The 26,796-nt window shown below is 43.6% G+C and carries 21 protein-coding genes; 14 read left to right on the forward strand and 7 right to left on the reverse strand.

Annotated elements, in window-relative coordinates:
* Together ricT and AC1DO4_RS02720 are read right to left on the reverse strand one after the other, a co-directional pair.
* Positions 1-1,467: a regulatory iron-sulfur-containing complex subunit RicT gene (ricT, locus tag AC1DO4_RS02715; RefSeq protein ID WP_477412720.1), complete on the reverse strand. Its 1,467-nt coding sequence runs from the start codon at positions 1,465-1,467 to the stop codon at positions 1-3.
* Between the two features lie 2 nt (positions 1,468-1,469).
* Positions 1,470-2,615: a DNA polymerase III subunit gene (locus AC1DO4_RS02720; RefSeq protein WP_477412722.1), complete on the reverse strand. Its 1,146-nt coding sequence runs from the start codon at positions 2,613-2,615 to the stop codon at positions 1,470-1,472.
* A gap of 232 nt (positions 2,616-2,847) precedes the next feature.
* Here AC1DO4_RS02720 and ruvX point away from each other — a divergent pair, with 232 nt between their 5' ends.
* Entirely contained in the window at positions 2,848-3,258 is a 411-nt protein-coding gene (gene ruvX, locus AC1DO4_RS02725; RefSeq protein WP_477412724.1) for a Holliday junction resolvase RuvX, read from the forward strand.
* A gap of 28 nt (positions 3,259-3,286) precedes the next feature.
* Here the strand turns inward: ruvX and AC1DO4_RS02730 are convergent, their stop codons facing one another.
* Positions 3,287-4,510, reverse strand: coding sequence for a 3-deoxy-D-manno-octulosonic acid transferase (locus AC1DO4_RS02730; protein WP_477412726.1), 1,224 nt, complete (start codon positions 4,508-4,510; stop codon positions 3,287-3,289).
* Positions 4,511-4,516: 6 nt separating this feature from the next.
* On the opposite strand from AC1DO4_RS02730, the gene AC1DO4_RS02735 reads away from it, so the two are divergent.
* From AC1DO4_RS02735 to AC1DO4_RS02770, 8 genes are all read left to right on the forward strand, one after another.
* Positions 4,517-4,741: a hypothetical protein gene (locus tag AC1DO4_RS02735; RefSeq protein WP_477412728.1), complete on the forward strand. Its 225-nt coding sequence runs from the start codon at positions 4,517-4,519 to the stop codon at positions 4,739-4,741.
* On the forward strand, positions 4,741-5,724 hold the full coding sequence (locus tag AC1DO4_RS02740) for a UDP-glucuronic acid decarboxylase family protein (RefSeq protein ID WP_477412730.1): 984 nt from the start codon (positions 4,741-4,743) through the stop codon (positions 5,722-5,724). The genes AC1DO4_RS02735 and AC1DO4_RS02740 overlap by 1 nt, the downstream gene beginning before the upstream one ends.
* 45 nt (positions 5,725-5,769) lie before the next feature.
* Complete coding sequence (gene galE / locus AC1DO4_RS02745; RefSeq protein ID WP_477412732.1) at positions 5,770-6,792, forward strand: UDP-glucose 4-epimerase GalE; 1,023 nt, start codon at positions 5,770-5,772, stop codon at positions 6,790-6,792.
* A gap of 16 nt (positions 6,793-6,808) precedes the next feature.
* On the forward strand, positions 6,809-7,861 hold the full coding sequence (rfbB, locus tag AC1DO4_RS02750) for a dTDP-glucose 4,6-dehydratase (protein ID WP_477412734.1): 1,053 nt from the start codon (positions 6,809-6,811) through the stop codon (positions 7,859-7,861).
* 2 nt (positions 7,862-7,863) lie between these two features.
* Positions 7,864-8,604 carry a tyrosine-protein phosphatase gene (locus AC1DO4_RS02755; protein WP_477412736.1) on the forward strand — a complete coding sequence of 247 codons (741 nt, stop codon included), beginning with the start codon at positions 7,864-7,866 and terminating at the stop codon, positions 8,602-8,604.
* 338 nt (positions 8,605-8,942) lie between these two features.
* Positions 8,943-11,327, forward strand: coding sequence for a glycoside hydrolase family 3 C-terminal domain-containing protein (locus tag AC1DO4_RS02760; RefSeq protein ID WP_477412738.1), 2,385 nt, complete (start codon positions 8,943-8,945; stop codon positions 11,325-11,327).
* A gap of 150 nt (positions 11,328-11,477) precedes the next feature.
* Positions 11,478-13,817 carry a glycoside hydrolase family 3 protein gene (locus AC1DO4_RS02765; RefSeq protein WP_477412740.1) on the forward strand — a complete coding sequence of 780 codons (2,340 nt, stop codon included), beginning with the start codon at positions 11,478-11,480 and terminating at the stop codon, positions 13,815-13,817.
* Between the two features lie 40 nt (positions 13,818-13,857).
* On the forward strand, positions 13,858-15,402 hold the full coding sequence (locus AC1DO4_RS02770; RefSeq protein WP_477412742.1) for a carboxylesterase/lipase family protein: 1,545 nt from the start codon (positions 13,858-13,860) through the stop codon (positions 15,400-15,402).
* 316 nt (positions 15,403-15,718) lie between these two features.
* Here the strand turns inward: AC1DO4_RS02770 and AC1DO4_RS02775 are convergent, their stop codons facing one another.
* Together AC1DO4_RS02775 and AC1DO4_RS02780 are read right to left on the reverse strand one after the other, a co-directional pair.
* Positions 15,719-16,021 carry a winged helix-turn-helix domain-containing protein gene (locus AC1DO4_RS02775; RefSeq protein ID WP_477401593.1) on the reverse strand — a complete coding sequence of 101 codons (303 nt, stop codon included), beginning with the start codon at positions 16,019-16,021 and terminating at the stop codon, positions 15,719-15,721.
* Positions 16,018-16,623 (reverse strand): hypothetical protein, encoded by a 606-nt coding sequence (locus AC1DO4_RS02780; protein WP_477412744.1) that lies wholly within the window; start codon positions 16,621-16,623, stop codon positions 16,018-16,020. The genes AC1DO4_RS02775 and AC1DO4_RS02780 overlap by 4 nt, the downstream gene beginning before the upstream one ends.
* Positions 16,624-16,811: 188 nt before the next feature.
* Between AC1DO4_RS02780 and AC1DO4_RS02785 the strand changes: the two genes are divergently transcribed.
* The 4 genes from AC1DO4_RS02785 (at position 16,812) to AC1DO4_RS02800 (ending at position 20,547) form a co-directional block, all read left to right on the forward strand.
* Positions 16,812-17,585: a helix-turn-helix domain-containing protein gene (locus tag AC1DO4_RS02785; protein WP_477412746.1), complete on the forward strand. Its 774-nt coding sequence runs from the start codon at positions 16,812-16,814 to the stop codon at positions 17,583-17,585.
* Between the two features lie 66 nt (positions 17,586-17,651).
* Complete coding sequence (locus tag AC1DO4_RS02790) at positions 17,652-18,518, forward strand: ester cyclase (protein ID WP_477412748.1); 867 nt, start codon at positions 17,652-17,654, stop codon at positions 18,516-18,518.
* A gap of 276 nt (positions 18,519-18,794) precedes the next feature.
* Positions 18,795-19,613 (forward strand): DCC1-like thiol-disulfide oxidoreductase family protein, encoded by an 819-nt coding sequence (locus tag AC1DO4_RS02795; protein WP_477412750.1) that lies wholly within the window; start codon positions 18,795-18,797, stop codon positions 19,611-19,613.
* Between the two features lie 4 nt (positions 19,614-19,617).
* Entirely contained in the window at positions 19,618-20,547 is a 930-nt protein-coding gene (locus tag AC1DO4_RS02800) for a TIGR01777 family oxidoreductase (protein ID WP_477412752.1), read from the forward strand.
* A gap of 60 nt (positions 20,548-20,607) precedes the next feature.
* Here the strand turns inward: AC1DO4_RS02800 and AC1DO4_RS02805 are convergent, their stop codons facing one another.
* Both AC1DO4_RS02805 and AC1DO4_RS02810 read right to left on the reverse strand, forming a co-directional pair.
* A complete protein-coding gene (locus AC1DO4_RS02805) occupies positions 20,608-21,849 on the reverse strand; it encodes a hypothetical protein (RefSeq protein ID WP_477412754.1) in 1,242 nt (413 codons plus the stop codon).
* Positions 21,821-24,229: a DUF2339 domain-containing protein gene (locus AC1DO4_RS02810; RefSeq protein WP_477412756.1), complete on the reverse strand. Its 2,409-nt coding sequence runs from the start codon at positions 24,227-24,229 to the stop codon at positions 21,821-21,823. The genes AC1DO4_RS02805 and AC1DO4_RS02810 overlap by 29 nt, the downstream gene beginning before the upstream one ends.
* A 145-nt stretch (positions 24,230-24,374) precedes the next feature.
* Between AC1DO4_RS02810 and AC1DO4_RS02815 the strand changes: the two genes are divergently transcribed.
* Positions 24,375-26,756: an alpha-L-rhamnosidase-related protein gene (locus AC1DO4_RS02815; RefSeq protein WP_477412758.1), complete on the forward strand. Its 2,382-nt coding sequence runs from the start codon at positions 24,375-24,377 to the stop codon at positions 26,754-26,756.
* Positions 26,757-26,796: the final 40 nt, after the last annotated feature.

Raw genomic sequence — 26,796 nt, forward strand, 5'->3', positions numbered from 1 at the left:
TTATTGTGGTGTATCCTGCTGTGGTGGATTATTATTGTTACGGTTTTGGTTATTAGGGTTTGGGCGGTTTGGCCTGTTACGCCTGTTGTTATTGCCGCCTTCCTGGGGTGGTTTGTTGCCCTGCGCCTGGGGTTTAGGCCCCTGTTGTTGCGGCTTATTGCCCTGGTTTTGCGGACGATTACCCTGTTGCTTTGGTGGCCTGTTTCCCTGTTGCGGGCGGTTACCTTCCGGGGCGCCTGCTATCTTTTCGGCTACAGGAGCTGCTCCTTGTGGGCGCGGCTGGTTATTAGGTTTTCCATCGCCGCCGGTGATACCAGGTTTTTGATTTTTATTGCGATTATTATTGTTATTCTTCTTTTGGTTTTTGTTGCGGTTCCGGTCATCGAGGCGGGTCAGGCTATCCTGGCCAACTACGTTTTCGTAATCAAGCGCCTTAACAATCAGCGTTTCTTCTTCTTCCATTTCACCCAGGTCGGCCGGGATAATACCCTCACGGTTCAGTTGCTGAATTTCTTTAACCTTTGCAATCGGCATAGGTACCCATGATTCCTCGCGGGGGTAGCTAAACCACATAATTTTTTTAAATATGTCGGTTTTTTGCAGGCGGGCATCGCCCTTTTCAGTCTTCAAAATGTTTACATTATCGGGGATATGCTTAAGCGCATCCATGTACGTATCCAGCTCGTAATTTAAGCAGCACTTTAATTTACCGCATTGCCCGGCAAGTTTTAAGGTGTTTAAAGAAAGGTTTTGGTAACGGGCCGCCGAGGTAGAAACCGTTTTAAAATCGGTTAGCCAGGTTGAGCAGCAAAGCTCGCGGCCACATGAACCAATGCCGCCTAAACGGCTTGCTTCCTGCCTCATCCCTATCTGGCGCATTTCTATACGGATGCGGAAGGTTTCGGCCATTTTTTTAATCAGTTCCCTGAAATCAACACGGCCTTCGGCAGTATAATAAAAGGTGGCCTTGGTTTTATCGCCCTGGTAATCCACGTCGCTCAGCTTCATGCTCAGGTTAAGATCCAGCGCCAGCTTACGCGATTTATGCATGGTTTCCCATTCCATATCCTTAGCGGCTTTCCATTTATCCACATCCGCTACGGTGGCTTTGCGATAGATTTTTTTAACCACATCGGCCTCCTTAACATGGCGTTTGGTCATTTGCATGCGTACCAGTTCGCCGGTGATAGAAACGTGGCCAATATCATAGCCCCCGGTAGTAGCTTCAACAGCTACCAGTTCGCCGGCTTCAAGGTAAATATTATCATTATTCAGGAAAAACTCCTTACGCGAACCTTTGAATTTTACTTCGATAACCGGAAACGGTTTATAATTGGTTGGCATATCCATGTGGGATAGCCAATCGTAAACATCTAATTTGCTGCAACCATTTGTAAGGCACGAGCCGTTACTTTTGCAGCCCGCAGGGGAGCATCCGCCCCCTGTTGAACAACTTCCACATCCCATAATTAATTTGGCATATATTGACTCCCCGAAGGGATGGTTTTTAAATTCAGTATTTTTATAATCTGTAAAGATACATCTAAAAATAAAATTTTGGGATTTGCATTTCTCTCTACATGGTAATGTGCTTTTTCAAGCTCGGTACATATATCCTGCGCTTTTTCTATATTGAGCACGTTAGTCATTTTTTGGGCTGTTTCCAGTTCTTTGGCCGGTAGGTGCACCAGATTGCCTGCCCCTGCCATTAGCAGGCAACACTCGCGGATAAAGCTGATGCCATATCGCAAAAAGTTCTTTTGATTCTCCCGTCCCATTTTAGCAAATTGGTCAACAAAAGTTAAAACCTCCAGCCCTTTGTTGCCAAAACATAAGCGAAGCCATTGTACAAACAGGCTATGGTAACTCTTTGTATCCTGCTGCAGCATGGTTAGCGCCTCGGTTAAGTTGCCATTGGTAAGGTAGGCTATTTCGGCAGCCGCATCCTCGGTTTGGTTATGTTCTGTGATCAGGTATTGCTTCACATCCTGCGAAGACAGGCACGGGATTTTTATTAGTTGTGTACGCGATAGAATGGTGTTCAGTATCTGGTCCTGGTTTTGGGCCACAAGAATAAAAAGGGTGTTTGGCTGAGGCTCCTCGATGATTTTCAGCAACGCATTCCCCTCTTTTTCCAAATATTCCGGCAGCCAAAGTATCAGGACTTTGTAAACCGATTCAAATGGTTTAAAGCTGAGTTTTTTGATAATCTGGTGGCATTCGGCAATGTTAATGTTGGCCTGTTTGTTTTCGGCATCCAGGTATCCGCGCCAGGTATCCAGGTTCATGTAGGGGTTAGCGGTAAATGCATCCCGCCATTGCTCAATAAAAGTAAGCGCGGTATCATCCTTATGTTTGGCGAAAAACGGGTACGAAAAATGCAGATCGGGGTGCATTAGTTTATTGTACTTGCGGCATGATGAACATGTGCCGCAGGAGTCATCGGCCTGTTTATCTTCGCAGGACAGGTACTGGGCGTAAGCAACAGCAAGCGCCAGGCTGCCCGATCCCTCGGGGCCTAAAAACAACTGTGCATGGCTTACCCGGTTCTCTGTCACCGAGTTAAGCAGCCGTTGTTTGGTTGCTTCTTGTCCTACTATTTGCTTAAACTGCATTTGGTGCAAAATAGGAATTAGATTTGAGAAGTGAGATATGACGGGATCAGATTTTAGATGTGAGATTTGAGATTTGAGACAGGAGCCGCGCTCCCGGCTAATCTGCATTGCCTTTTTATTAAGAAAAACTCATTTTATCCAAATGCAAAAAAATCTCACCCCTTAATATCTCACATCTCCTATCTTTACACCCAATGAAATCTCACGTCTCACATCTCACATCTCATATCTAATGAGAATCATGGCTTTTGATTACGGCACCAAGCGCATAGGTATTGCGGTTACGGATCCCTTACAGATCATCGCCACCGGGCTGGATACAGTACACCCCATGCACATTGTAGACTACCTGAAAACCTACTTTAAAACCGAGCAGGTTGAGCGCTTTGTAGTAGGCGAACCAAAACAGATGGACAACACGCCATCCCAATCGGCCATACATGTAAAAGGGTTTGTTGGCCTGCTAAAAAAAACATTTCCCGAAATTCCCGTTGAGATGCTTGATGAACGTTTTACATCCAAAATGGCTTCGGCGGTAATAGCACAAAGCGGGATGAATAAAAAAAGCCGGCAAAATAAGGAGTTGGTTGATACCATATCGGCGGTGATATTGCTGCAGTCTTATATGAGCAAATCATATTAATAACAATCAATATTTACGGATAGAGTATTTACCCAAGCTGCGCCATAATACTATCTGTAGCCCCGGTATGCTCCTTTACATAATTCATGACCTTTTTACTGGTAATAGTATAAAATGCTTCATCGGTTGCAAGAGTATCAACAATACCCTTAAGCTGTCCAACATCGTTAATGCAAAATCCGGCCTTTAGGGCAACTAATTCCCTGGCTTCGTTAAATTTTTGATAATTGGGGCCAAATATTATTGGCAGGCCAAATGCTGCGGCTTCCAATGTGTTATGGATGCCTACGCCAAAACCACCGCCAATGTAAGCGAGATCTCCGTAAGCATATAAGGAGGAGAGCATTCCGATGTTATCTATAACGACAGAGGAGAATGGTAAATGATGGGCGAAGAGACCCTCTTTTTGAATTAATTCGGAATATTTTATTGCTGTACCTTTAGGTAATAAACCTACCAGGTTATTTACCTTTTCTTCGCCAATTTCATGCGGTGCAAAAATGAACCTCCAATCCGGGTATAGTGCGGGTAGCACGGCCAGCAAAGCTTCATCCTGGGGCCAGGTGCTGCCTGCAATAAATACTTTTTTACCATTAGCAAATTGGGTAATAACGGGTATTTCTTTGTGGTTTTGCGCATTGGCCCATACCCTATCGAAACGGGTATCGCCGCTTACTGTTATGTTAGTAAAACCTATATTTTGCAACAGTTGCTTTGACAATTCATCTTGTAAAAAAAAACGGGTTACAAAACCCAATATTTTACGGTGAAGGCCGCCGTACCACGTAAAAAAGATTTGTTTAGGCCTAAAAATGCCCGATATGATGTATAAAGGCACATCGCGCTTATGCAACTCATTAAAATAATGGTACCAATATTCATATTTGGTAAAAACAGCTATTTCGGGTTGCATGGAGTTGATAAACAGTGAGGCATTTTTTGCTGTATCTAAAGGCAGATAATACACAAAATCGGCCAGTGGAGTATTCTTCCTGATCTCGTATCCCGATGGTGAAAAAAAACTGATCACGATTTTTTTACCGGGATGTACGGCTCTTAGAGCTTCTAAAATGGGTCTCCCCTGTTCAAATTCGCCAAGTGAAGCAAAATGAAACCAAATACTGTTGCTTATGGGTACCAGTTGCTGATCTTTCCGCCCCTTTAYCCATTGACTTGCTTTTTTATTAAAAAACGCAGTTATATAGACGGCAACAAAATATAGCCTTAACCCAATATTATATAGTAATATCATTTAAATATGTTCATTATCTTAGCCGGGGTTAAAAGTAGTAACAAATATTTATTAATGCCCACTCGTGAGCCGGGTCTTGTACCGGTATTGCGTACCCCTGATTTTGATTTTATGGAAGAAAAGTTAAATGCACCTGTTATATTTGACGGGCGTAATTTTTATGACTTTTACAGGAGAAAAAATTATAGGGGTTTTTATTATAAAAGCATCGTACACAAAGAAATAAGTTAATGTCAAACCGGAAACGAATATTAATCACAGGAGCCGCAGGCTTTTTAGGTTCGCATTTATGCGACAGGTTTATCAAGGAAGATTATCATGTAATAGGCATGGATAACCTGATAACCGGAGATCTGCGGAATATATCGCACCTGTTTAAACTGGAGAATTTTGAGTTTTATAACCACGATGTTTCCAAATTTGTGTTTGTTCCGGGCGAACTGCATTATATTCTTCACTTTGCTTCACCGGCAAGCCCTATTGATTATTTAAAGATTCCCATCCAAACGTTAAAGGTTGGCTCATTGGGTACCCACAACCTGTTGGGTTTGGCCCGCTCAAAAGGAGCCAGGATGCTGATCGCTTCCACATCCGAAGTATATGGCGATCCGAATGTTAATCCACAACCCGAGGAGTACTGGGGTAACGTAAACCCTGTTGGTCCAAGAGGGGTATATGATGAAGCCAAACGTTTCCAGGAAGCGATAACGATGGCCTATCATACCTTCCACGGGTTAGAGACACGCATCATCCGTATATTTAACACCTATGGTCCGCGAATGCGACTGAATGACGGGCGTGTATTACCGGCCTTTATTGGGCAGGCATTACGGGGCGAATCATTGACGATGTTTGGCGATGGCTCACAAACCCGCTCGTTTTGCTATGTAGATGATTTGGTTGAAGGAATTTACCGGCTGCTGCATAGTGACTATGCCCAGCCGATGAACATAGGTAACCCGGATGAAATAACCATCCGGCAGTTTGGGGAGGAGATTATTAAGTTAACGGGTACAGATCAGAAACTGATCAGCCTGCCACTACCCACCGATGACCCCAAACAGCGGCGCCCGGATATTACCAAGGCCAGGGCAATATTAGGCTGGGAGCCAAAAGTTTCGCGGAGCGAGGGTTTAAAGATCACCCTCGATTACTTTAAATCGTTACCCGAAACGGAGATAAATCACAAGGATTTTACATACTATAACAAATAGCAACATAATTTATTTAAAGGCAATAGCTTAAAACATCTAAAAAAAATGAAAATATTAGTAACCGGAGGCCTTGGTTTTATTGGTTCCCATACTGTTGTTGAATTGGTAAATGCAGGCTACGAACCTGTTATTGTTGACGACCTTTCAAACTCGGACCCCAAAATTTTAGAACAGCTGGCCAAGATCATTGGCTACAAACCTGTTTTTCATAAACTCGACCTTTGTGATGAAGCCGGCGTAAAAGCCCTGGCCATTGCCGAACCAGATGTTGCAGGGATCATTCATTTTGCAGCTTTTAAGGCAGTAGGCGAATCGGTACAAAAACCGCTTAAATACTACCGCAATAATTTTTATTCGCTCATTAATTTATTGGAAGCCTATTATGGCAAACCATTAAATTTTGTGTTTTCATCAAGCTGTACCGTTTATGGGCAGCCGACACAATTACCGGTTACAGAAGAGGCTCCCGTGCAACCTGCCCAATCGCCTTACGGCAACACAAAACAAATTGCCGAGGAGATGTTGAAAGATATGATCGCATCAGGCACAAGCAGCTATAAGGTTGTATCGTTAAGATATTTTAACCCTGTTGGTGCCCATGAAACGGCACTTATAGGCGAACTGCCAATAGGTGTGCCCCAAAACCTGGTGCCATTTATTACCCAAACGGCCATAGGCAAACGCGAGAAAATTACTGTTTTTGGCAATGATTACGATACCCCGGACGGTAGCTGTATCCGTGACTATATACATGTTGTAGATTTAGCTAAAGCTCACGTTGCAGCACTTAGGTTATTAGAGAAAGATGAGTACAAAGGCTACGATGTGTTTAATTTAGGGACAGGCCAGGGCAATACCGTATTGGGTGTTATAAAGGCGTTTGAACGCGCAACGGGTGTAAAAGTGAATTACGAAATTGGCCCCCGTCGTGCCGGTGATGTAGAGAAGGTTTGGGGCGACGTAACCAAATCAACCAAAAAGTTAGGCTGGAAGACTGAGTTGGATATAGAAACTATGATGTCATCTGCCTGGGAGTGGGAAAAATACATATCTCAAAACCCATTATAAACTAATATTCAGCTAAATGCAAAAGATCATTATTACGGGAGGCGCTGGTTTTATAGGCTCACACGTGGTGCGCCGCTTTGTTAAAACGTATCCAAATTATACTATCATTAATTTAGATAAATTAACATATGCAGGTAACCTCGAAAACTTAAGAGATATTGAAAACGAGCCGAATTACAGGTTTATAAAGGGCGATATTGTTGATCTTGAATTTATAAATAACCTTTTTGATACCGAAAAGCCGGATGCTGTAATACATCTTGCGGCGGAGTCGCATGTGGATAGGTCAATAACCAACCCGCTTGAGTTTGTAATGACAAATGTTGTAGGTACCGTTAACCTGTTGAATGTTGCCCGTGAAAGCTGGAAAGGGCGTTATGGTGAAACCCGCTTTTACCATGTATCAACAGACGAGGTTTATGGTACTTTAGGAGAAGATGGAATGTTTACCGAGGAAACCGCTTATGATCCGCATTCGCCATACTCGGCATCAAAAGCCAGTTCTGATCATTTTGTACGGGCTTACCAGGATACATACGGACTAAATGCCGTGATATCAAATTGTTCAAATAACTACGGTTCTTTTCACTTTCCGGAGAAACTGATTCCGCTGGCAATAAACAATATCAAACAAAATAAGCCTGTTCCTGTATATGGTAAGGGAGAAAACATTCGTGACTGGCTTTGGGTAGAGGACCATGCAAGGGCGATAGACCTTATATTTCATAAGGCTAACGCAGGTGAAACCTACAACATTGGAGGCCATAACGAGTGGAAAAATATAGACCTGATTAATTTATTGTGTACGATATTGGATAAAAAACTGAACCGCGGGACCGGTGAATCGGCAAAGCTGATCAATTATGTAACAGATAGGGCTGGTCATGATCTGCGTTATGCAATAGATGCGTCAAAATTGAAGAACGAATTGGGTTGGGTGCCCACAATAACTTTTGAAGAAGGACTGGAAAAAACCGTAGATTGGTATCTTGCCAATGAAGAATGGCTGCAAAATGTTACATCAGGAAATTACCAGCAATATTATAAAGGACAGTACACTAACCGGTAATTATGTTTGGGTTATTTAAAAAGAAAAAAGAGCGTAAGGAAATAACCTTCAACTATGAATCAATAATGGTTGATATGCACTCGCATGTTTTACCCGGCATTGATGATGGTGCAAAAACTCCGCAGGATTCAATTATACTTATTCGTAAGATGATGGAACTGGGGATAAAAAAGATTATTGCTACCCCCCACGTTATGATCGATTTTTACCGGAACACACCAGAAACCATCGCGGATTCCCTGGAGTTACTAAAAGCTGAATTAAAAAAAGAAAATATAGATATACCTATTGAAACAGCCGCAGAACATTATTTTGATGAAACGTTTGAAGAGCGTGTAAACGATAGAAAATTAATGACAATGGGCGATAATTACGCGCTGTTTGAGTTTTCTTTTATAAATAAACCACCCAACGTTATACCTGTAATACAAAAAATGAACGATATGGGGTATAAACCAATTTTGGCCCACCCCGAAAGATACCCATATTTGGATCTTGAACAATACAAAAATATACAGGGCTGGGGATGTAGCATGCAATTGAATACCATTTCGCTAACCGGCTACTACGGTAAAGATGTAAAAAGGCAGGCTGAAATGCTTGTAGACAATAACCTGATTGATTTCATATCAAGCGATATGCACCACGAAAAACATGCCATGGCGCTAAAAGATGCCCTGCGCACTACTTATATCGAAAAACTTCTTTTTGATACTCCGCTGAAGAATACACTTCTTTTTTAGGACAAAAGAGCAAGGATTTTTGGACTTTCGGACGAAGGACTATCAGACGAAAGACAAAGGATAAAAAGATTAAAGAGCAAAGACACCCGATAAAGGTGTCTTTTTTATTTTAGGCGTTTTTCGTCCCATCCCAATTGGCCTTCTGTCATTCCATCTTGAGTCCTTTGTCTGAACGTCCTTGGTCCGAACGTCCTTCGTCCTCCAAAAATCCTTCCCCCAAACAGTTGCAATTTCAAAAGATAATATATACTATTGTGTTATGTTGACGCAATGGTGTTATTTGCTGTTAATAAACAAGTTATAACCAATTATTAAAAACAATTTTTTAACCTTTAATCATGAAAATAAGCCACAAATTTAGTGTTGCTATTGTAATAATGTGGGCTGCCGGAAGTTTTAACTCCACGGCGCAGGCTCAAAGTAAAAAACCGCCGCTGCAACTAAGCGCAAACAATGTTAAGCAGATAGTTGCTGCGATGACGTTAGAAGAAAAATCAAAGCTGGTTGTGGGCATGGGCTTTAAAATGCCCGGTATGCCGCCGCCGGTAAAAGGAAAAAAGCCAGAGTCGATAGATATTGGAGGCTTCAAATTGCCCCCATCTGATCCTGATGCGTATAATATTCCAGAGAAAGTTCCGGGTGCCGCCGGCCGGACACACGGTATCGACCGTTTGGGAATACCCTCCATGACCGTATCTGATGGACCAGCAGGATTACGTATCGAGCCTGTTCGCAACGACGATAAATCAAAAACGTATTATGCTACCGCTTTTCCGGTTGCAACACTGCTGGCCAGTAGTTGGGATACCGAACTTGTAAACAAGGTGGGAGTAGCCTTCGGTAACGAGGTGCGCGAATATGGCGTGGATATATTATTGGCGCCAGGTTTAAACATTCATCGCAACCCGCTTGGCGGCCGTAATTTTGAATATTATTCAGAAGATCCGCTGGTTGCCGGTAACATGACGGCGGCAATTGTACGAGGCGTGCAATCAAATGGCGTAGGTACCTCAATTAAGCATTATGCGGCTAATAACCAGGAAACAAACCGTAACTCTATCAATACAATTGTGAGTGAAAGAGCCATGCGCGAACTTTATTTGAAAGGTTTTGAGATTGCTGTAAAAAAATCGCAACCCTGGACGGTAATGTCGTCATACAATAAACTTAACGGCACATTTACTTCACAAAGGCGTGATCTTCTTACCACTGTCTTAAAAAACGAATGGGGCTTTAAAGGGTTTGTGATGACCGATTGGTTTGGAGGACAAGATCCTGTAGCGCAAATGAAGGCCGGGAACGACCTTATTATGCCAGGTAGTCCCAGCCAATCAGAAGCTATTGTGGCTGCCGTTAAGAGCGGCGCGCTCGATATAAAACAACTGAATGCGAATGTGGAACGGATGCTGAATGTAATTATTAAATCACCATCGTTTACAAAATATAAATACACCGATGCGCCCGATCTTGAAGCTCATGCCAAAGTATCGCGCGAGGCCGCAGCGCAGGGCATGGTTTTGCTTAAAAATGAGGATCATGCACTACCATTTCTTCCGGCAAAAAGGATAGCAGTATTTGGTAATACAAGTTATGATATTATTGCTGGTGGTACAGGCAGCGGCGATGTTAACAAAGCTTACACCATATCGTTAATGCAGGGGCTGGCCAATGCCGGGTTTAAATTACAGGAAACCTTATCTAAAAACTACGGTACCTACCTGGCAGATATGAAGCTAAAACAGCCGAAACCTAAAAACTTTTTTGATCACCCCGCCCCTATTCCCGAAATGGATGTGAACGGCATAGTAGCAGATGAAGCCGCCGGCGCAGATGAAGCCTTGATCACCATTGGCAGAAACGCCGGCGAAGGTGCAGACAGGAAACTGGATGGCGATTTTTATTTGAATGATGCAGAAAAGGGCCTGATCAAGAATGTAGCTGCCGCATTTCATGCAAAAGGTAAAAAAGTAATAGTTGTATTGAACATAGGTGGTGTTATTGATGTTGCCAGCTGGCGCGATGACGTAGATGGAATATTATTGGCATGGCAACCCGGCCTTGAAGCAGGTAACGCTATTGCGGATATTCTGGGTGGTAAGGTAAATCCATCGGGCAAACTGGCTACCACTTTCCCAATGGACTATAAGGATGTACCATCGGCAAATAATTTCCCAGGTACACCAGTGGAAAAGCCAGAGTCTGTTACTTACGGGGAAGGCATCTATGTGGGTTATCGTTATTACGATGCAGCTAAAGTTAAACCGGCATATGAGTTTGGTTATGGTTTATCATACACCAAATTTAAATTCAGTGATCTGAAGTTGAGCTCAACCGATTTTACGAAAAGCATTAAAGCAACCATCACCATTAAAAACACCGGCGATATTGCAGGTAAAGAAGTGGTGCAGCTTTATATCAGCGCCCCTAAAAAAGATCTGGATAAACCCGAGCAGGAGTTAAGGGCATTTGCCAAAACCCGCTTACTGGCAGCCGGAGAATCGCAAACCATGACCTTTATTATAAAAGCAGCCGACCTTGCATCTTTTTACACCAGCAGGCAGGCCTGGATTGCCGATGAAGGTAAATACGAGATCAGGGTAGGCGCTTCGTCAAGGGCGATAGAAGAAAAAGCATCCTTTAAACTGGCAAAAGATATTACTGTTGAAAAAGTAAACAAAGTATTAACGCCACAGGTTACTATTAACGAAATGAAGTTAAAATAGAGCCGGGGAAAGAGTCAGGAGATTAGAAACAAAAGAAAATGCTTTAAATTAAGCCTGAACCGTATCATTATAATGCCTTTGCAGCTTAAGTTGCAAAGGCATTTATAGGTACAAGGCAACCATAAATACACATCAACCAGTATAAACTTCATGGCTAATCAATTAAAATTTATTGCGCTGCTATCGCTGCTGCCAGCTACTGCTGCCATAGCGCAAGTCAAATGGACAGAAAAGACAACCGGAGATATTGTTTTTGTAACTAATACGGGCGGGCAGGAAATAGGTTATTCTGCCACATCCGGAGTTAAAATATTAACCGTTGACGGCCTGGCTTTTAAAGATCTGAATAAGAACGGCAAGCTGGATAAGTACGAAGACTGGCGCCTGCCGATAGATATACGGGCGAAGGACCTGGCATCAAAAATGAGCGTTGAGCAAATTGCCGGGTTGATGCTGTATAGCAGGCATCAGCCGATACCTGCCGCACCTGCAGGGCCTTTTAAAGGAACCTATGGCGGGAAGGTATTTGCCGAAAGCGCTGCTAAACCATTCGATTTATCCGATCAGCAAAAACAGTTTTTAGAAAAAGACAATGTAAGGCACGTGCTGATCACTTCGGTACAAAGTCCGGGGATTGCCGCCCAATGGAACAATAAAGCGCAGGCCTTTGTAGAAGGCTTAGGGTTGGGGATTCCAAATAATAACAGTTCCGATCCACGCCATGGAACTGTTGCCACTGCCGAGTATAACGCCGGAGCAGGTGGTGCAATTTCCATGTGGCCCGGATCATTGGGGTTTGCCGCTACGTTTGATCCAAAGATAGTAGAGAGCTTTGGCCACATCGCTGCCTTAGAGTACAGGGCATTGGGTATTGCTACGGCCTTATCACCGCAGGTTGATATAGCAACCGAGCCCCGCTGGGCACGTGTAAGTGGTACTTTTGGCGAAGATCCACAACTTTCGGCCGATATGGCGCGTGGTTATATTGATGGTTTTCAAACTTCAACAGGCGATAAAGAAATTAATGGCGGCTGGGGTTATGGCAGTGTAAATGCCATGGTAAAACACTGGCCGGGTGGTGGTGCCGGGGAAGGTGGTCGCGATGCACATTATGGCTATGGCAAGTACGCGGTTTACCCAGGCAATAATTTTAAGCAGCATTTAATCCCCTTTACCGAGGGTGCTTTTAAGCTGAGCGGCAAAACCGGAATGGCGGCATCAGTAATGCCTTATTATACCATATCATTTAACCAGGATCTAAAGAACAAAGAGAATGTAGCCAACAATTACAACTCTTATATCATTAATGATCTGCTTCGCAAAAAATACAAATTTGATGGTGTGGTTTGCACCGATTGGCTGGTTACCGGTGATGAAACCGCGGTTGATGTTTTCCTGTCGGGAAAATCATGGGGAGTAGAAGGGCTATCCGTAGCGCAGCGTCATTATAAGGTTTTGATGGCTGGGGTCGATCAGTTTGGTGGCAATAACGAGGTTGCCCCTGTTGTGGCCGCTTACCAGATGGGTGTAAAAGAACACGGTGAGTCTTTTATGCGGGCAAGGTTTGAGCAGTCGGCTGTGCGGTTGCTGAGGAATATATTCAGAACAGGGTTGTTTGAGAATCCTTACCTGGATATTGAAACTTCAAAAACGACAGTGGGCAGCCCCGAGTTTATGAACGCGGGCTATGAGGCACAGCTTAAGTCGATAGTAATGCTGAAGAACAAGGCTAATATTTTACCGTTGCAAAAAGGAAAAACGGTGTATATACCAAAAAAATTCACCCCGGCCGGGCGCAATTTCCTGGGAATGGAAACACCTGAAAAGCTGGAATACCCGGTGAATATGGAAACGGTAAAAAAATATTTTAAGGTAACCGAAAATGCCGATGAAGCCGACTACGCTTTAGTATTCATTAACAGCCCGAACAGTGGTGGCGGCTATAGCAGCCAGGATGCCAAAAGCGGAGGGACGGGCTATGTGCCTATCAGCCTGCAATACAGCGAATATACAGCTACAGATGCACGTGCATCCAGTATTGCCGGGGGCGATCCGCTGGAGAAATTTACTAATCGTACCTATAAAGGCAAGTCGTCAACAGCGATAAATATTACCGACCTGGGGATGGTGAATGATACCTATGCTAAAATGAAAGGCAAGCCGGTTATCGTTTCGGTAAATATGGCCAACCCCATGGTGTTCTCTGAATTTGAGAAAAATGCGAACGCTATTGTAGTTGATTTTGGTGTACAGGGCCAGGCCACGTTGGATATTTTGACCGGGAAAACCGAACCATCGGCACTGCTGCCATTGCAAATGCCTGCCGATATGAAAACCGTGGAGCAGCAGTTTGAAGATGTGCCGCATGATATGAAATGCTATACCGACGACCAGGGCCACGTTTATGATTTCGGTTATGGGCTAAACTGGAAAGGCATAATTAATGATGCCCGTACCGCAAAATATAAAAATAGCAGCAAAAAGCCATAGATTTATATACCCATTATACACGCAAATAGATATTCTCTATATGAAAAATTGTTTTGCATTGCTTTTGTTGATATTGATTGATTGTTCATTTGTGTTTGCGCAAAAGAATCTGCCCGATGTGGTTAATACCAATACCGGTAAGGTATCAGGAAGTGTGAATTCGGATGGTAGCGTCCATATATTTAAGGGAATTCCTTTTGCGGCTCCACCCATTGGCGATCTGCGTTGGAAGGAGCCTCAGCCGGTTGCTCCCTGGGCTGGTGTTAAGCAGTGTACAGCGTTTTCAGCAAGCCCGATGCAAGGCAGGCCCAATGAGTTTGGGGTTTATACCCGTGAGTTTTTGATTCCTTATGAGCCAATTAACGAAGATTGCCTGTACCTTAATGTTTGGACGAATGCCAAATCGTCCGAAGATAAAAAACCGGTGTTGGTTTATATCTATGGTGGCGGTTTTGCATCTGGCGGGGCGGCTGTGCCTATTTATGATGGAGAAGCAACGGCCAGGAAAGACGTTGTTTTTGTGGTGATCAATTACCGTGTTGGTATCTTCGGGTTTTACTCACACCCCGAACTCACCAAAGAATCGGGCCATAATGCTTCCGGTAATTATGGTTTGATGGATCAGCTGGCAGCCCTGAAATGGGTAAAGCAAAACATCAAAAACTTTGGCGGCGACCCCGGGAATGTTACTATAGCAGGCCAATCTGCCGGCTCTATGAGTGTGAATTGTTTAGTTGCATCGCCCTTGGGAAAAGGCATGTTTCAGAAAGCCATTGCCGAAAGCGGCGCCAGTTTTATAACCGGTCCGTTTGGCGGTACCTCCCTGCAAAAAGCCGAGGAAGAAGGCGTTAAGACGGCCCAATCTTTAGGTGCAAATTCCATTGCCGAAATGAGAAGCAAACCGGCGGCCGAACTGGTTAATAAATCGCAAGGGAGACCGATAGTTGATGGCTATGTATTGCCTGAAACAATAGCCCAGATTTTTGCTGAAAATAAAGAAAATGATGTGCCCTTACTAACCGGATGGAATGAAGATGATGCTTTTGTAGGCAAGCTCAAAAATGCCGAAGGTTTAAAAAAACAAATAGCGGCGCAATATGGCAATAAGGCACCTGTTTTTTTGCAGCACTTCCCGGCCGGTACGGATGCCGAAGCAGAAAGATCGCAGATCAATATTAACCGCGATCAGATTTTTGGCATACAAAATTATACCTGGGCCAATGTGCAAAGTGCCAAAGGCAAATCAAAAGTATACGTGTACCGCTTTACCCGTCGCTTGCCCGCAACGGCCGATTTTGTAAAATATGGAGCCTTTCATACCGGCGAAGTGGCTTATGCTTATGATAACCTTAAATTTTTGAATCGTCCCTGGGAACCTGTAGATCAGCAGTTGGCAACAACCATATCAACGTATTGGGTAAACTTCGCCAGAACGGGCAATCCTAATGGCAAAGGATTGCCAAATTGGCCGGAATACAATACTCACGATAACCAGGTAATGCTACTGGGCGAAAAGCCCTTCGCAATATCTTTGCCCGATAAGGCGGCTTTGGATTTTATGGTTAACCAAATGAGCGGTAAATAGGTTATCTGCCAAAATAGTAGTTAACGCCCGCGTCGAACCCTTTTACTGTCATTTGGGGTATTGCACCGGCATCAGAGATCCTGGTGGGTACAAAATAGTTAGCAGAAATATCCCACTTACGGCCAATGGTAAAGCCTGCCCGTGAGGCAAACTGGAACCAAAAGTTAGTGGTCGATTTATCGCGGTCTTCACGATTACAGCTTTATGATGGGATATCATTAACAACCGATTTTTATTTACACTTGCCGGGTAATGGGAATAATTAATATTTATTCCGGCAGCCGTCACCGGGTGTTTCAAAGCAGGCAAGAAAAAATTATAGTTTTTGTTGTTTTATTAAATTTTCAAGGGCCAGCAGATGTAGCCTGAAAGCAGCGCGCCCTTTCTCTGATGCCAGGTAACGGGTATTGGGTTTACGGCCGATAAAGCTTTTTAGTACCTGGATGTATTCTTCTTTCTCCAAAGCTTTCAGGTGTGATGCCAGGTTGCCGTCCGTCAGGTCGAGCAGGTCTTTAAGCGAATTAAAATCATAGCTTTCATTGGCAACCAGTACGCTCATAATTTGAAGGCGAATGCGGTTTTCAAAGGCTTTGTCAAATTGTTCTAATGAGATCTTCACTTATTGTATTTAAAATGCATTATTGTACCGTAAATAATGTGGAGTAAGCCAAAACCTATCGTCCAGAATATTAAACCATAGCCCGGCATTAATGCGCAAAGCAAACCTAATAAAATCTCCAATATTCCCAATCCTTTTACCATCGAATAGGTGTAGTGGCTACCCGCAACCAATGCCAGTCCGTAAAAAATAAGGGTAGCTGGCGCAACAATGCCATAGTAACCATGGTAAATCAAAATAAAGGTGAACAGGCCACCACTGATCAGCGGGATTGCCATATTGATAAGTAAACGCTTGCTGCCGGTATTCCAGAAAGGCTGCCCGTGTTTTTTCGCGTTCCTGGCAGATAACCAGATGCAGGTGCCTATGGATAGGGCTAATACAGCAAAGGCTACAATAAATAATTGAGTGATTACATCAATATCGGTGCGTAAAAGGCCATTGCTTTCATTATTAAGTATCTTATAACCGATGCCCGCCCCTATAATAGCGTAAATGCCGGCCATTACGCCCGAAAGCCCGCTAAGGGAAATAAATTTGGCCGAACGCTCCATCAGGTTGCGGATGGAACTTAATTCGGCATGAATGTCTTGATCTTTCATTAAAAGCACTTTGTTTTTCAAAGCTATGAAATTGTTTTATAATTGCAAGGGGCGGTGAAATAATTTTAATCGGGAATATTACTTTAAAGGTTTATGTGGAAACAATGTCACAATAAGTAAACACTGTTTTATAAAAAATGAAAATGCTTTAGCTTTATAATACATCACTATAACTCCGCAGCCTGAATATGATAGCTAATGTTATAACGCCTTCTGCCGCATTAACACCATACATCAGGAAATACCTGGTCATAGAGAGTGCCGAAGGTAGTGCAAACCGGGTATTGCCCGATACATCGCTGGTGATGGCGTTCAGATTTAAGGGCGATGTAAATTATACAAGCGATGGGGGCGGGAGCAAACTTCCATCAGCCGTGATCTCTGGGTTAAGAAACTCTGCCCGGATAATTAATTACTCACAAAACTCCGGGACTATATTGGTTATATTTAAAGAAGCAATTGCTACAGCTTTATTAAAAGCGCCGGCACATGAGTTATTTAATAGTAGCCTCCCGCTTGATAACCTTTTTGCCAGCCACGATATATTGCAAATTGAAGAACAATTGGCGGGAGCAATAGGAAATGCCCAACGCATTTTTTTGGTCGAGAACTTCCTGCTGTCGCATTTAATAGACATCGCCCCGGATAAACTGGTTTTGGCGGCAGTACAAAAAATAGACTCGGGCAAGGGGCATACTAAAATAAAAGACCTTGTCAATTCACTTTACATCAGCCAGGATGCTTTTGAAAAACGGTTCAGGAAAGCAACCGGGGCTTCACCTAAACAATATTCGTCAATAGTCCGCATGAGAGCACTGGTTGGTAAAGGAATAACTAACCAAAGCCTAAGCGAAACGGCATATGCTGCAGGATATTTTGATCAGCCGCACTTTAATAAAGACTTTAAGCTATTTACAGGTCTTACTCCCACCGACTTTTTTAGGTCGCCGCTTTTTTGGTAATCAATGATTTTTTACAAGGATTGATGTGCTGTTGTTGAGAGATTTGTATCAACAAACAACAGCAATATGAAAACGCGACAAGCAAGTATCTTCCGGCCATTTGTAAGTCTACTTATACCGGGCATCTGTATGGCGCAACCGGCTAAACAAATCTATCCAAAAATTAAAAACAAAGAAATTACCATGTCAACAATTCAGAATAAAGAAATAGTACGAAATCTGTATGAGGAAGTCCTTAACAAAAGAAACTTTGAATCGCTTCAAAACCGGGTATCCGGCGAATACACCGGAGTTAGGGGAAACAAAGGCGTTCAAGCCTTTGCAGAGCCGGTACTTGAGCTAATTAAAGCTTTCCCGGATATCAATTGGAAAATAGATAACCTGCTTGCCGAAGATGATAAGGTTGTGGTAAGCTGGAAATGGACCGGGACGCACAGCGGTCCGTTTCAAAACTTTGCAGCCACCGGCAAAACAGTTACCAATGATGGCATTGGAGTGTATACCCTTAAGGATGGTAAAATAACAAGCGTAATCATACAAACCAACCGGCTTGGATTTTTACAGGAGTTGGGTATTGTGCCTGCGGACATCAGCAAGTTATCGGAAAAAAAGAATAACCGGGACCTGGTTTTTTTCATTGATAAATTTGTTGTGCCCGCAAAAGCCAAAAAAGAGTTTATCAACCGGGTTAATTACAACCGGGCTTTTATAAAAAATTTGCCGGGCTTTATAGGCGACAATGCCTACGAGAGTATGGACGCGAACGGCAATATGTTGATAGCCACTGTTGCCGTTTGGGAAGACGAGGCAGCATTAAACAAAGCCAAAGAAGCCGTACAGGCAGAATATAAACGGATTGACTTCGACTCCGCAGAAATGACTAAACGCCTTGGAATTACTTTAGATAGGGCGATTTATAAAGCGCTTGACTAAGGCCCATTGTTAAATTTGCAGCGACGTACATCTGTTGAATATTTTAACACTCCCCGATATTTTTGATAGTAGTTTAAGGACTTGCGGAGCTTTAAAGCTCCGCAAGTCTGATTATCAATAGAATGCGCAATTCTGTATTCAAAACTCCGCGAAGTTTTTATCATTCAGGTCAACAGCACTCTTTCCGTTATTGTTTTAATTATATTTTCAGTATTTATTGAAAATATAAAATAAATTGTATATTTGTCTTGTTCAATTATAACAAACCAGTATACAATGAAAACGCTTAAAGATCATGTGGTGCTTTTTGATGCAGAATGCCCCATGTGCAGTGTATATACCAAAGCCTTTGTTAAAACCGGCATGCTGGATAATAACGGACGAGAGGCTTATCAAACCATGGCCCAGGATACCTGCCCTGTTTATGACCGCCAGCGGGCAGTTAACGAAATAGCCCTTGTGAACCTAAAAAACGGCGAGGTCACGTATGGCATTAAAAGCCTGTTCAAGATTCTTGGTAATGCCTGGCCGGTATTTACTCCGCTGTTCACATTCAAGCCATTTATTTGGCTGATGAGCATAGTTTATGCCTTTATATCTTACAACCGGCGGGTGATCATTCCGCCAACTAAAGAGGATGCCGCCTTTGCTTACCAGCCGGCCTTCAAACTCCATTATCGCATAGCTTTCCTGCTGTTTACCTGGTTTTGTACCGGGTTTATATTAACCCGGTATGCACATTTACTGGTGGGCATGGTGCCACTGGGCAACGCATACCGTGAGTACCTGATCTGCGGAGGGCAGATAGTTTTCCAGGCTTTCGTAATCAGCACCTATGCCAGGGATAAGGTATGGGCCTACCTGGGTAACATGATGACCATCTCTTTCGCTGGTAGTTTATTGCTGCTCATCCCACTGACCGTAAGCCATTGGTTTAAGCTGAGTCCACTTATTTATACCCTGTGCTTCATGGGGGTTGCAGGATTAATGTTCCTGGAACATATCCGCAGAACAAAACTATTGAACCTGGGTTGGGTAATGACCATTACCTGGGTTAGCTACCGCATTGTTTTATTAGTGCTGATCTTAAACTGAAATCATGAAAGCGTATAAAAAAATCGTGCTTGCCGGGGGTAACGGTTACCTGGGCACAGTACTGGCAAAATATTATAAAGACCTTGCCGACGAGGTGATTATCCTGGCCCGTAAACAGGCCCCTGCTATTGATAACATCCGCACCGTGGTTTGGGATGGCAAAACGGCGAACGGCTGGACCGTACAATTAACCCACGCCGATATGCTCATCAACCTGTGCGGTAAAAACGTAAACTGTCGCTATACTAAAAAGAATAAGGCCGAGATCATCGCATCCCGTGTGGTCCCCACCAAATTATTGGGCGATGTGATCCATAAAATGACCGATCCGCCAAAACTTTGGATCAACATAACATCTGCCACCATATACCGCCATGCCGAAGACCACCCGCAGGATGAGGCAACCGGCGAGATTGGTTATGGTTTCAGCATCGATGTTTGCAATATATGGGAAAGCACTTTTAATCAAAGTGAAACCCCGAATACCCGAAAAATCGCGCTGCGTATGGGTATTGTATTTGGCCGCAGCGACAGTGTTTTCCCGCGCCTGCTTAACCTGGTAAAAATGGGCATGGGCGGCAAGCAGGGCAATGGACAGCAATACTTAGCCTGGATACATGAGCATGATGTAGCAGGCAGTACCCAATACCTGTTGGATCATCCCGCCATGGAGGGTATCTATAACTGCACTGCCCCTTATGGAGAAAAGAACGCCGATTTTATGCGCATCATCCGCAAAGCTTACGGAATGCCGTTTGGGTTACCAGCCCCGCAATGGCTCCTGGAAATTGGCGCCTTAGTTATCGGAACCGAACCGGAGCTGATATTAAAAAGCCGCTGGGTAAAACCCCAACGCTTGATGGATGCCGGGTTTACTTTTCAATATGAGAAAGCGGAGGCTGCTATTCATGATATTTTGAGTATCAGGGAGTAAATAAAATCCTGTCATTGCGCTATGGCAAGCGGTTGTAGGTTTTAACCTGCAGGAAGAGTCCTACCCCTTATTATCCCCTTCTGCTTTCTTTTTCACCTCCTTAGTCATTTTTAAAGTGAGTAGCAGCAATAAACCCAGTGATACCACAATAGCTGTCCATATAAACGCTGTATAATCCTTACCGGCTTTTGGCTTTTCGGCTGGTATTACATTGTTTTTAACAACCGCGCCGTGCGCAATGGCAGGAATATTATCCTTAATGCTATCCGCAAAAAATTTCAGATCGTATTCCGGGGCCTGGGCGGTTGAATCGCCCGCGAGCAGGCGATAACTTTGTTTGCCATCCAGGTAGCTGATAATGTACTCATCTGATTGATAAGCGTTGATCCCTGTAATGGTTAAAGGTTGGTTATCACCATTGCCGATCTCCAGTAATAATTGTTTGGCTTTTGCCGAAAATAGTAGATCGTTGTTTTTAGCAGAATTTAGTTCCGCTTCAATTACCGCTTCTTTATAATTACCAATTATTTGGTAAATGGTGATGCTCCGCTTAAAGTATTTGGGGGCAGAGATATTTAAATGCAGCTTATTTACCTGGTAATTATCATTCAGCTTTATGCTGATAAATGTGGTTTTGTTGCTATCGGCGCGGGTAAACTTAACTCCGGGTATTGGTGAGTAAGCCAGTGTTTTGGCATATTCGGTATAAATGCCCACTTGTAAAAATTTAATGGGCGTTTTCCTTTTGTCATCAACCAATATTTTCAAATACCGGTAGCTGCTTGCCGGGAAGGAGAGCGATTGCATATAAGTTCCCTCGCTGTTCTGCACGGCTTCCTGCAGGGGAATCTCCTCTTGTATCGCAAACCATTGTTTCAAGTCATCGCCGCCCATCAGGTTTACTTTACGTTGTACAGCGGTATTCTGCAGCTTTATCCAAAGGCGGTCAAGAGGCAGGCCAGTTTTGTTTTCGACTGTATAGGTGGTCCCGGTATCTGTTGGTACACGGGTATCTATCCTGTTAAAAACAACAAAACTTTTCTGGTCTTTTTGAGGCAAACTTCCGGCTTCTATATAAGGTACAAAATTGCCTTTGGCATCGGCTATCCTGATATCGGCCATACCAGGTTTGGCTTTCGCCACAAAAGCAGGCTGCAGGCTTATCCGGTAAAAACCGGTACTCCCGGGCTTTTGCAGGGCCGCCCCATATTTAAAACTCTTTTGTGCCGATGCCGCTAACATCAATCCGCAAAAAAACGTGGTTAATATTATGCTATTCTTCCTTACTCTTAGCTTTATCATCAACAATAATTTTTTTAACCTTTTGGTACATAAACGATATAATAAGCAGCAAAACACCCAGGCAAAAGAAAGCCGCTATTTTACCAGCCTGTGGGATATCAACAATATCAAACAAAAATAATTTTAATAATGTAAGCGAGAAGAGGCTTAATGATACAATACGCATGGTGCGCACTTTATAGTGCATCCCCAGCCACATCAGCGCGAATGACAGCAGGCCCCACAAAATAGGCAAGCCGGTTTTAATATAAACGGTTTCTATCCGCTCAATAGAATGCAATTGGTTATAAAACAAAATGTTGCTCAGCAGGCATACCTCTAAACTTAAAAAAGTGACAATGCCGGCGCTCAATATCCAGGTGAACAGTGTTTTCATCCCATCATCCAGCAAAGTTTGGCACAGGCGGACGACTCGGTAAAACAACAATGCGATAAATGCAGCACTTATCCAATGGGCAGTAAAATGACCAATCGGTGGCTTTTTGGTGTTCAGCATGCTGGTCAGCAGGCCGAAAAAATCGGGCATCAGGGTAAGGTAAACAGTAATGCAAACCAGCAGTATACCCAGGCGGATGTTGTTATTAAACTTCAGGACCGGTGCTTTTATAGATACGAGGTAATAGCTATATACAAATGCCGGGGTGTATAGCATCATGTATAAAATATTTAGTGTTGTTTCGGGATAGCGGTTTAAAAACTGGTGATTGATCTCTAATAGCCCGCTTAAAAACAAAAGTGCAAGACCGGCAATGCCAAACACCTGCTTATTAATACCCACACGATATACTTCTTTAGACTCGTCGCGCCCAACCAATACAAATAACAGGAAAGAGCTTATAGCTGCTACCAAAGTGGTAATAAAGCCCTTGTTGGCAATAACGGTTAAAGCAATTTCATGGTGCGTATACAATTGCGACCAATCCATAAATAAACTCAACAGCATGGCTGCCCACAATATGAGCGAGGTAAGCTTCATGAGCTTAATGGACGACCGCAGGTACAGCCAGTATAACAGCACCGTTTCTGTCGCCCAGAAAAGGGTAATGCTGTTTCCATGCAGTTGAATAGGCGCTGCCAGAGAAATAAAGGTTAAGGTGATACCTATCAGCAGGTACAAAATATTGGTATCAACCTTGCGGTTACGAAACAGGATGTAGGATAAGATGAGATTTACTACAGCGAGGCACACACAAAATAAGCCGCGGAACTGCTGTTCATGCATCGCCGTAAGCAAGTATAAACCAGCGGAAAAATATAAAGCGGTATTGATAAGCAGGATACTAAAATCCGACCCGATGAATTTTTTATTCTCTTTCACATTATTCGCCACATTGATGGCAAAATAAAGCACATAAAATATACTGGCGTAAATAAAGCCGTAATGATAGGTTGGCGCGGTAAGCGTATACAGCACGCCTGCAAATACTATCACGGTAAAAGCGAAGGATACTATATTAAGCACCCGCCACGCTTTATAATAGGCAATAATTAAAAGGCCGGTGTTCAATATCAGCAGGTAAATAAATAAAGCATCGTAATTGGCCTTGCCGGTACTTACCATAAACGGGCTTGCAAAACCGCCCACCAGGGCAATAACCGCAAGTTCCTGCCTGTCATACAACAAGGAAAGCAGTACAGAGAAAACGGTGATCACGATGAGGATAATGAACGACGTGGTTTGGCTGAACAGGTTAAACTGGTGATAGGCCAGCGTTATGGTAAAATAAAAAACAGCTAAACCGCCGCCCGCTAATACCGAGCTGAACGCTTTATAACTATTGCGCAGCCAGTGAGCAATACCCACCAATATAGCGCCGCAGGCAATACCAATACCCACGCGACCAGCCGGGCCAACCCAGCCGCTATCAATAGCGAATTTTACAAAATAGCCAATAGCAAGCACCAGTATAGCGATACCAATTTTATTGATGAGGTTTTCGCCGATAAATTTCTCGAGGTCGGGATGGCTTTCAAAAAATGAAGGCGTCGGCTCTTTGGATTTTGGCGGATACAGATCTGAGGTTTTAACCGGCCTGTGTATGGTTGATAAACTATCGCTGATAACCGTTGGCTGTTTTTCAACCTCAACTGGTTTAACAGCTTCTGGCTGCGGTTTTATCTCCGGCGGGGCTGGCGGCCGGGGCAGGGCAACCGGTGCTTCCGGCGGTTTTATTGGGGGTGTCTCTTTAACAACAGGCTTGGGTGCCTCCTGGGGTTTGGCGGGCTCTTCCGCCGGTCGCGACACTCTTAAATGTTCTATCATGCGCTTTAGCTCCAATATCTGGATTTCCAGCGCCCCAATACTGCGGTTAACACTGCTTTTGTTGTTTATTATTAAAACAACAATCAGTAAACACATAAATACGGTAAAAATATCCATAACCTTAGGTTTAGCAAAAACTAAAGATAGTGGATTTATGAAATAATAAGCATTATTAATAATTAAGGGCGGGGCAAACATTTTTAACTTTAATTGTATTTTAGCAAACAAGTCGCTTTAACCGATTAATATACCCTGCCATTTAATGAAAGCAATTTTAAAACCTATGCTGTTGATAGTATTTATATTAACGGCGTTTACAAGCTATAGTCAATCCATTAATCCAGCACTTTTAAAAGGATCGTGGAAAGCACAGTGGATAACTGTTCCCGGGGAATCGACTAAAGATTATGGGGTTTATTATTTCAGGAAAAATATAGATTTAAAGGACAAACCCAAATCATTTATCGTTCATGTATCTGCCGACAACCGGTATAAACTGTATGTTAACCAAACGCTGGTATCATTAGGTCCGGCACGTGGCGATACCTATTACTGGAATTATGAAACGGTAGACCTGGCGCCTTATTTAAAAGCAGGCAATAACAGCATAGCTGCTGTGGTTTGGAACGATGGTGATTACCGCCCCGAAGCACAGATCTCTATCCAAACGGGTTTTATTATGCAGGGCGATGGCGAGGCGGAAACAATTGTTAATACCAATAAATCCTGGCGGTGCATCCGCGACAAAGCATACCAGCCCATTGTAGGTGTGGGATATGGCACTTATTACGTAGCCGGCCCGGGCGAACGGATAGATATGAACACCGGCATCAATAACTGGAATGCCGAAAACCTGGATGACAGCAGCTGGAAAAATGCTGTTAAAATAGATAATGGTAACCCGAAAGGAACCGTGAATGCTTTTGGATGGATGTTGGTACCCTCCTCTATTCCGCCAATGGAATTAAAAAAACAGCGCATAGCCGTATTGTGTAAGGCAGAAGGCATAAGTATTCCGAAGACTTTCCCGGCAACTAAAACAGCGCTATCGATCCCGGCCAATACAACGGCTACCCTGCTGCTCGATCAAACTTTTTTAACCAATGCTTTTATTTCGCTTAATTTTAGCAAAGGCAAAAATGCGGGGATCAGTTTAAGTTATGCCGAAGCCCTGTTTATAAAATTGGCTGGTCCCGGGGGGCTTGTAAAAGGTAACCGCGATGAGGTGGACGATAAAATATTTTCGGGTCGCCGGGATAGCATTGTTTCAAATGGCAGTGTTGGCCAATCCTTTAATTCGCTTAGCTTTCGCACCTTTCGCTATATACAGGTAAAAATAACAACTGGCGGCGAGCCTTTACAGATCGATGATATTTACGGCACTTTTACCGGGTATCCCTTTAAGCTCAACGCGAAGCTTGATGGCACACCCGAAATGCAAAAGATGCTGGAGATAGGCTGGCGCACCGCCCGGCTTTGCGCAGGCGAAACCTACTACGACTGCCCTTATTATGAGCAGCTGCAATACGTTGGCGATAGCCGTATCCAGGCATTGGTATCGTACTACAACAGCGGCGACGATCGCCTGGTGCGTAATGCCATTAACCAGATGGACCACTCCCGCATTGCCGAAGGCATTACCCTGAGCCGGCATCCATCGTTCTCCCCGCAAATAATTTCAACCTTCTCTTTATGGTATATAGGCATGCTCCACGATTATTGGATGTACCGGCCCGATAGCGCTTTTGTAAAAGATAAGCTGCAGGGAGTACAGGATGTGCTGGCATTTTTTGACAAATACCAGCAGGCCGATGGCTCACTAAAAGATACCCCCTACTGGACTTTTGCCGATTGGGTGAACAGTAAAGGATGGGATTTTGGAATGGCCCCCAAAAGCGCCAGCGGAAGCTCGGCCCTTATAGACCTGCAACTGATGTGGGCTTACCAGCAAGCTGCCGAAATGGAGGCTAAAATGGGGTTGTCTTTTTTGGCTGACAAGTATGCTGGCAAAGCCGTGCAACTAAAAGCTACCATTCAAAAGAAGTATTGGATAGCCGACAGGCAATTGTATTCGGATGTGGAGGATCAGCAACTCTTTTCGCAGCATACCAACTCGCTGGCAATTTTAACAGGCATGGTAACCGGCAATGACGCATCTGCACTTGGCAAAAAACTAATGACCGATACTACGCTTACCCAATGCACCATCTACTTTAAATACTACCTGCACCAGGCCTTAATAAATGCAGGCTTTGGTAATGATTATTTAAAATGGCTGGATATATGGCGCAAGAATATCAAAATGGGCCTCACTACCTGGGCCGAGATCTCGGATTTAGAACATAACCGGTCCGATTGCCATGCCTGGGGTGCAAGCCCTAATATTGAATTTTACCGAACCATATTGGGGATAGACACTTATGCCTCTGGTTTTAGCAAAATAAAAATAGAGCCACATTTGGGTGATATTAAAAAGGTGAGCGGCGAAATCCCGCATCCCAATGGAAAGTTGCTTGTAAAATATAGGTTTGAAAAGGGTAAATGGGATATTGAGGTTACCCTGCCGCAAAGCACATCGGGCATTTTTGTATGGAAAGGTCGAAATTATATGATTAATGCTGGCAAAAACAAGATATCTGTTTAAAAAAAAGGAAAAAACCATGATATAAATCATGTTTTCTTAG

The sequence above is a fragment of the Mucilaginibacter sp. P5_A6 genome, from assembly GCF_056400585.1.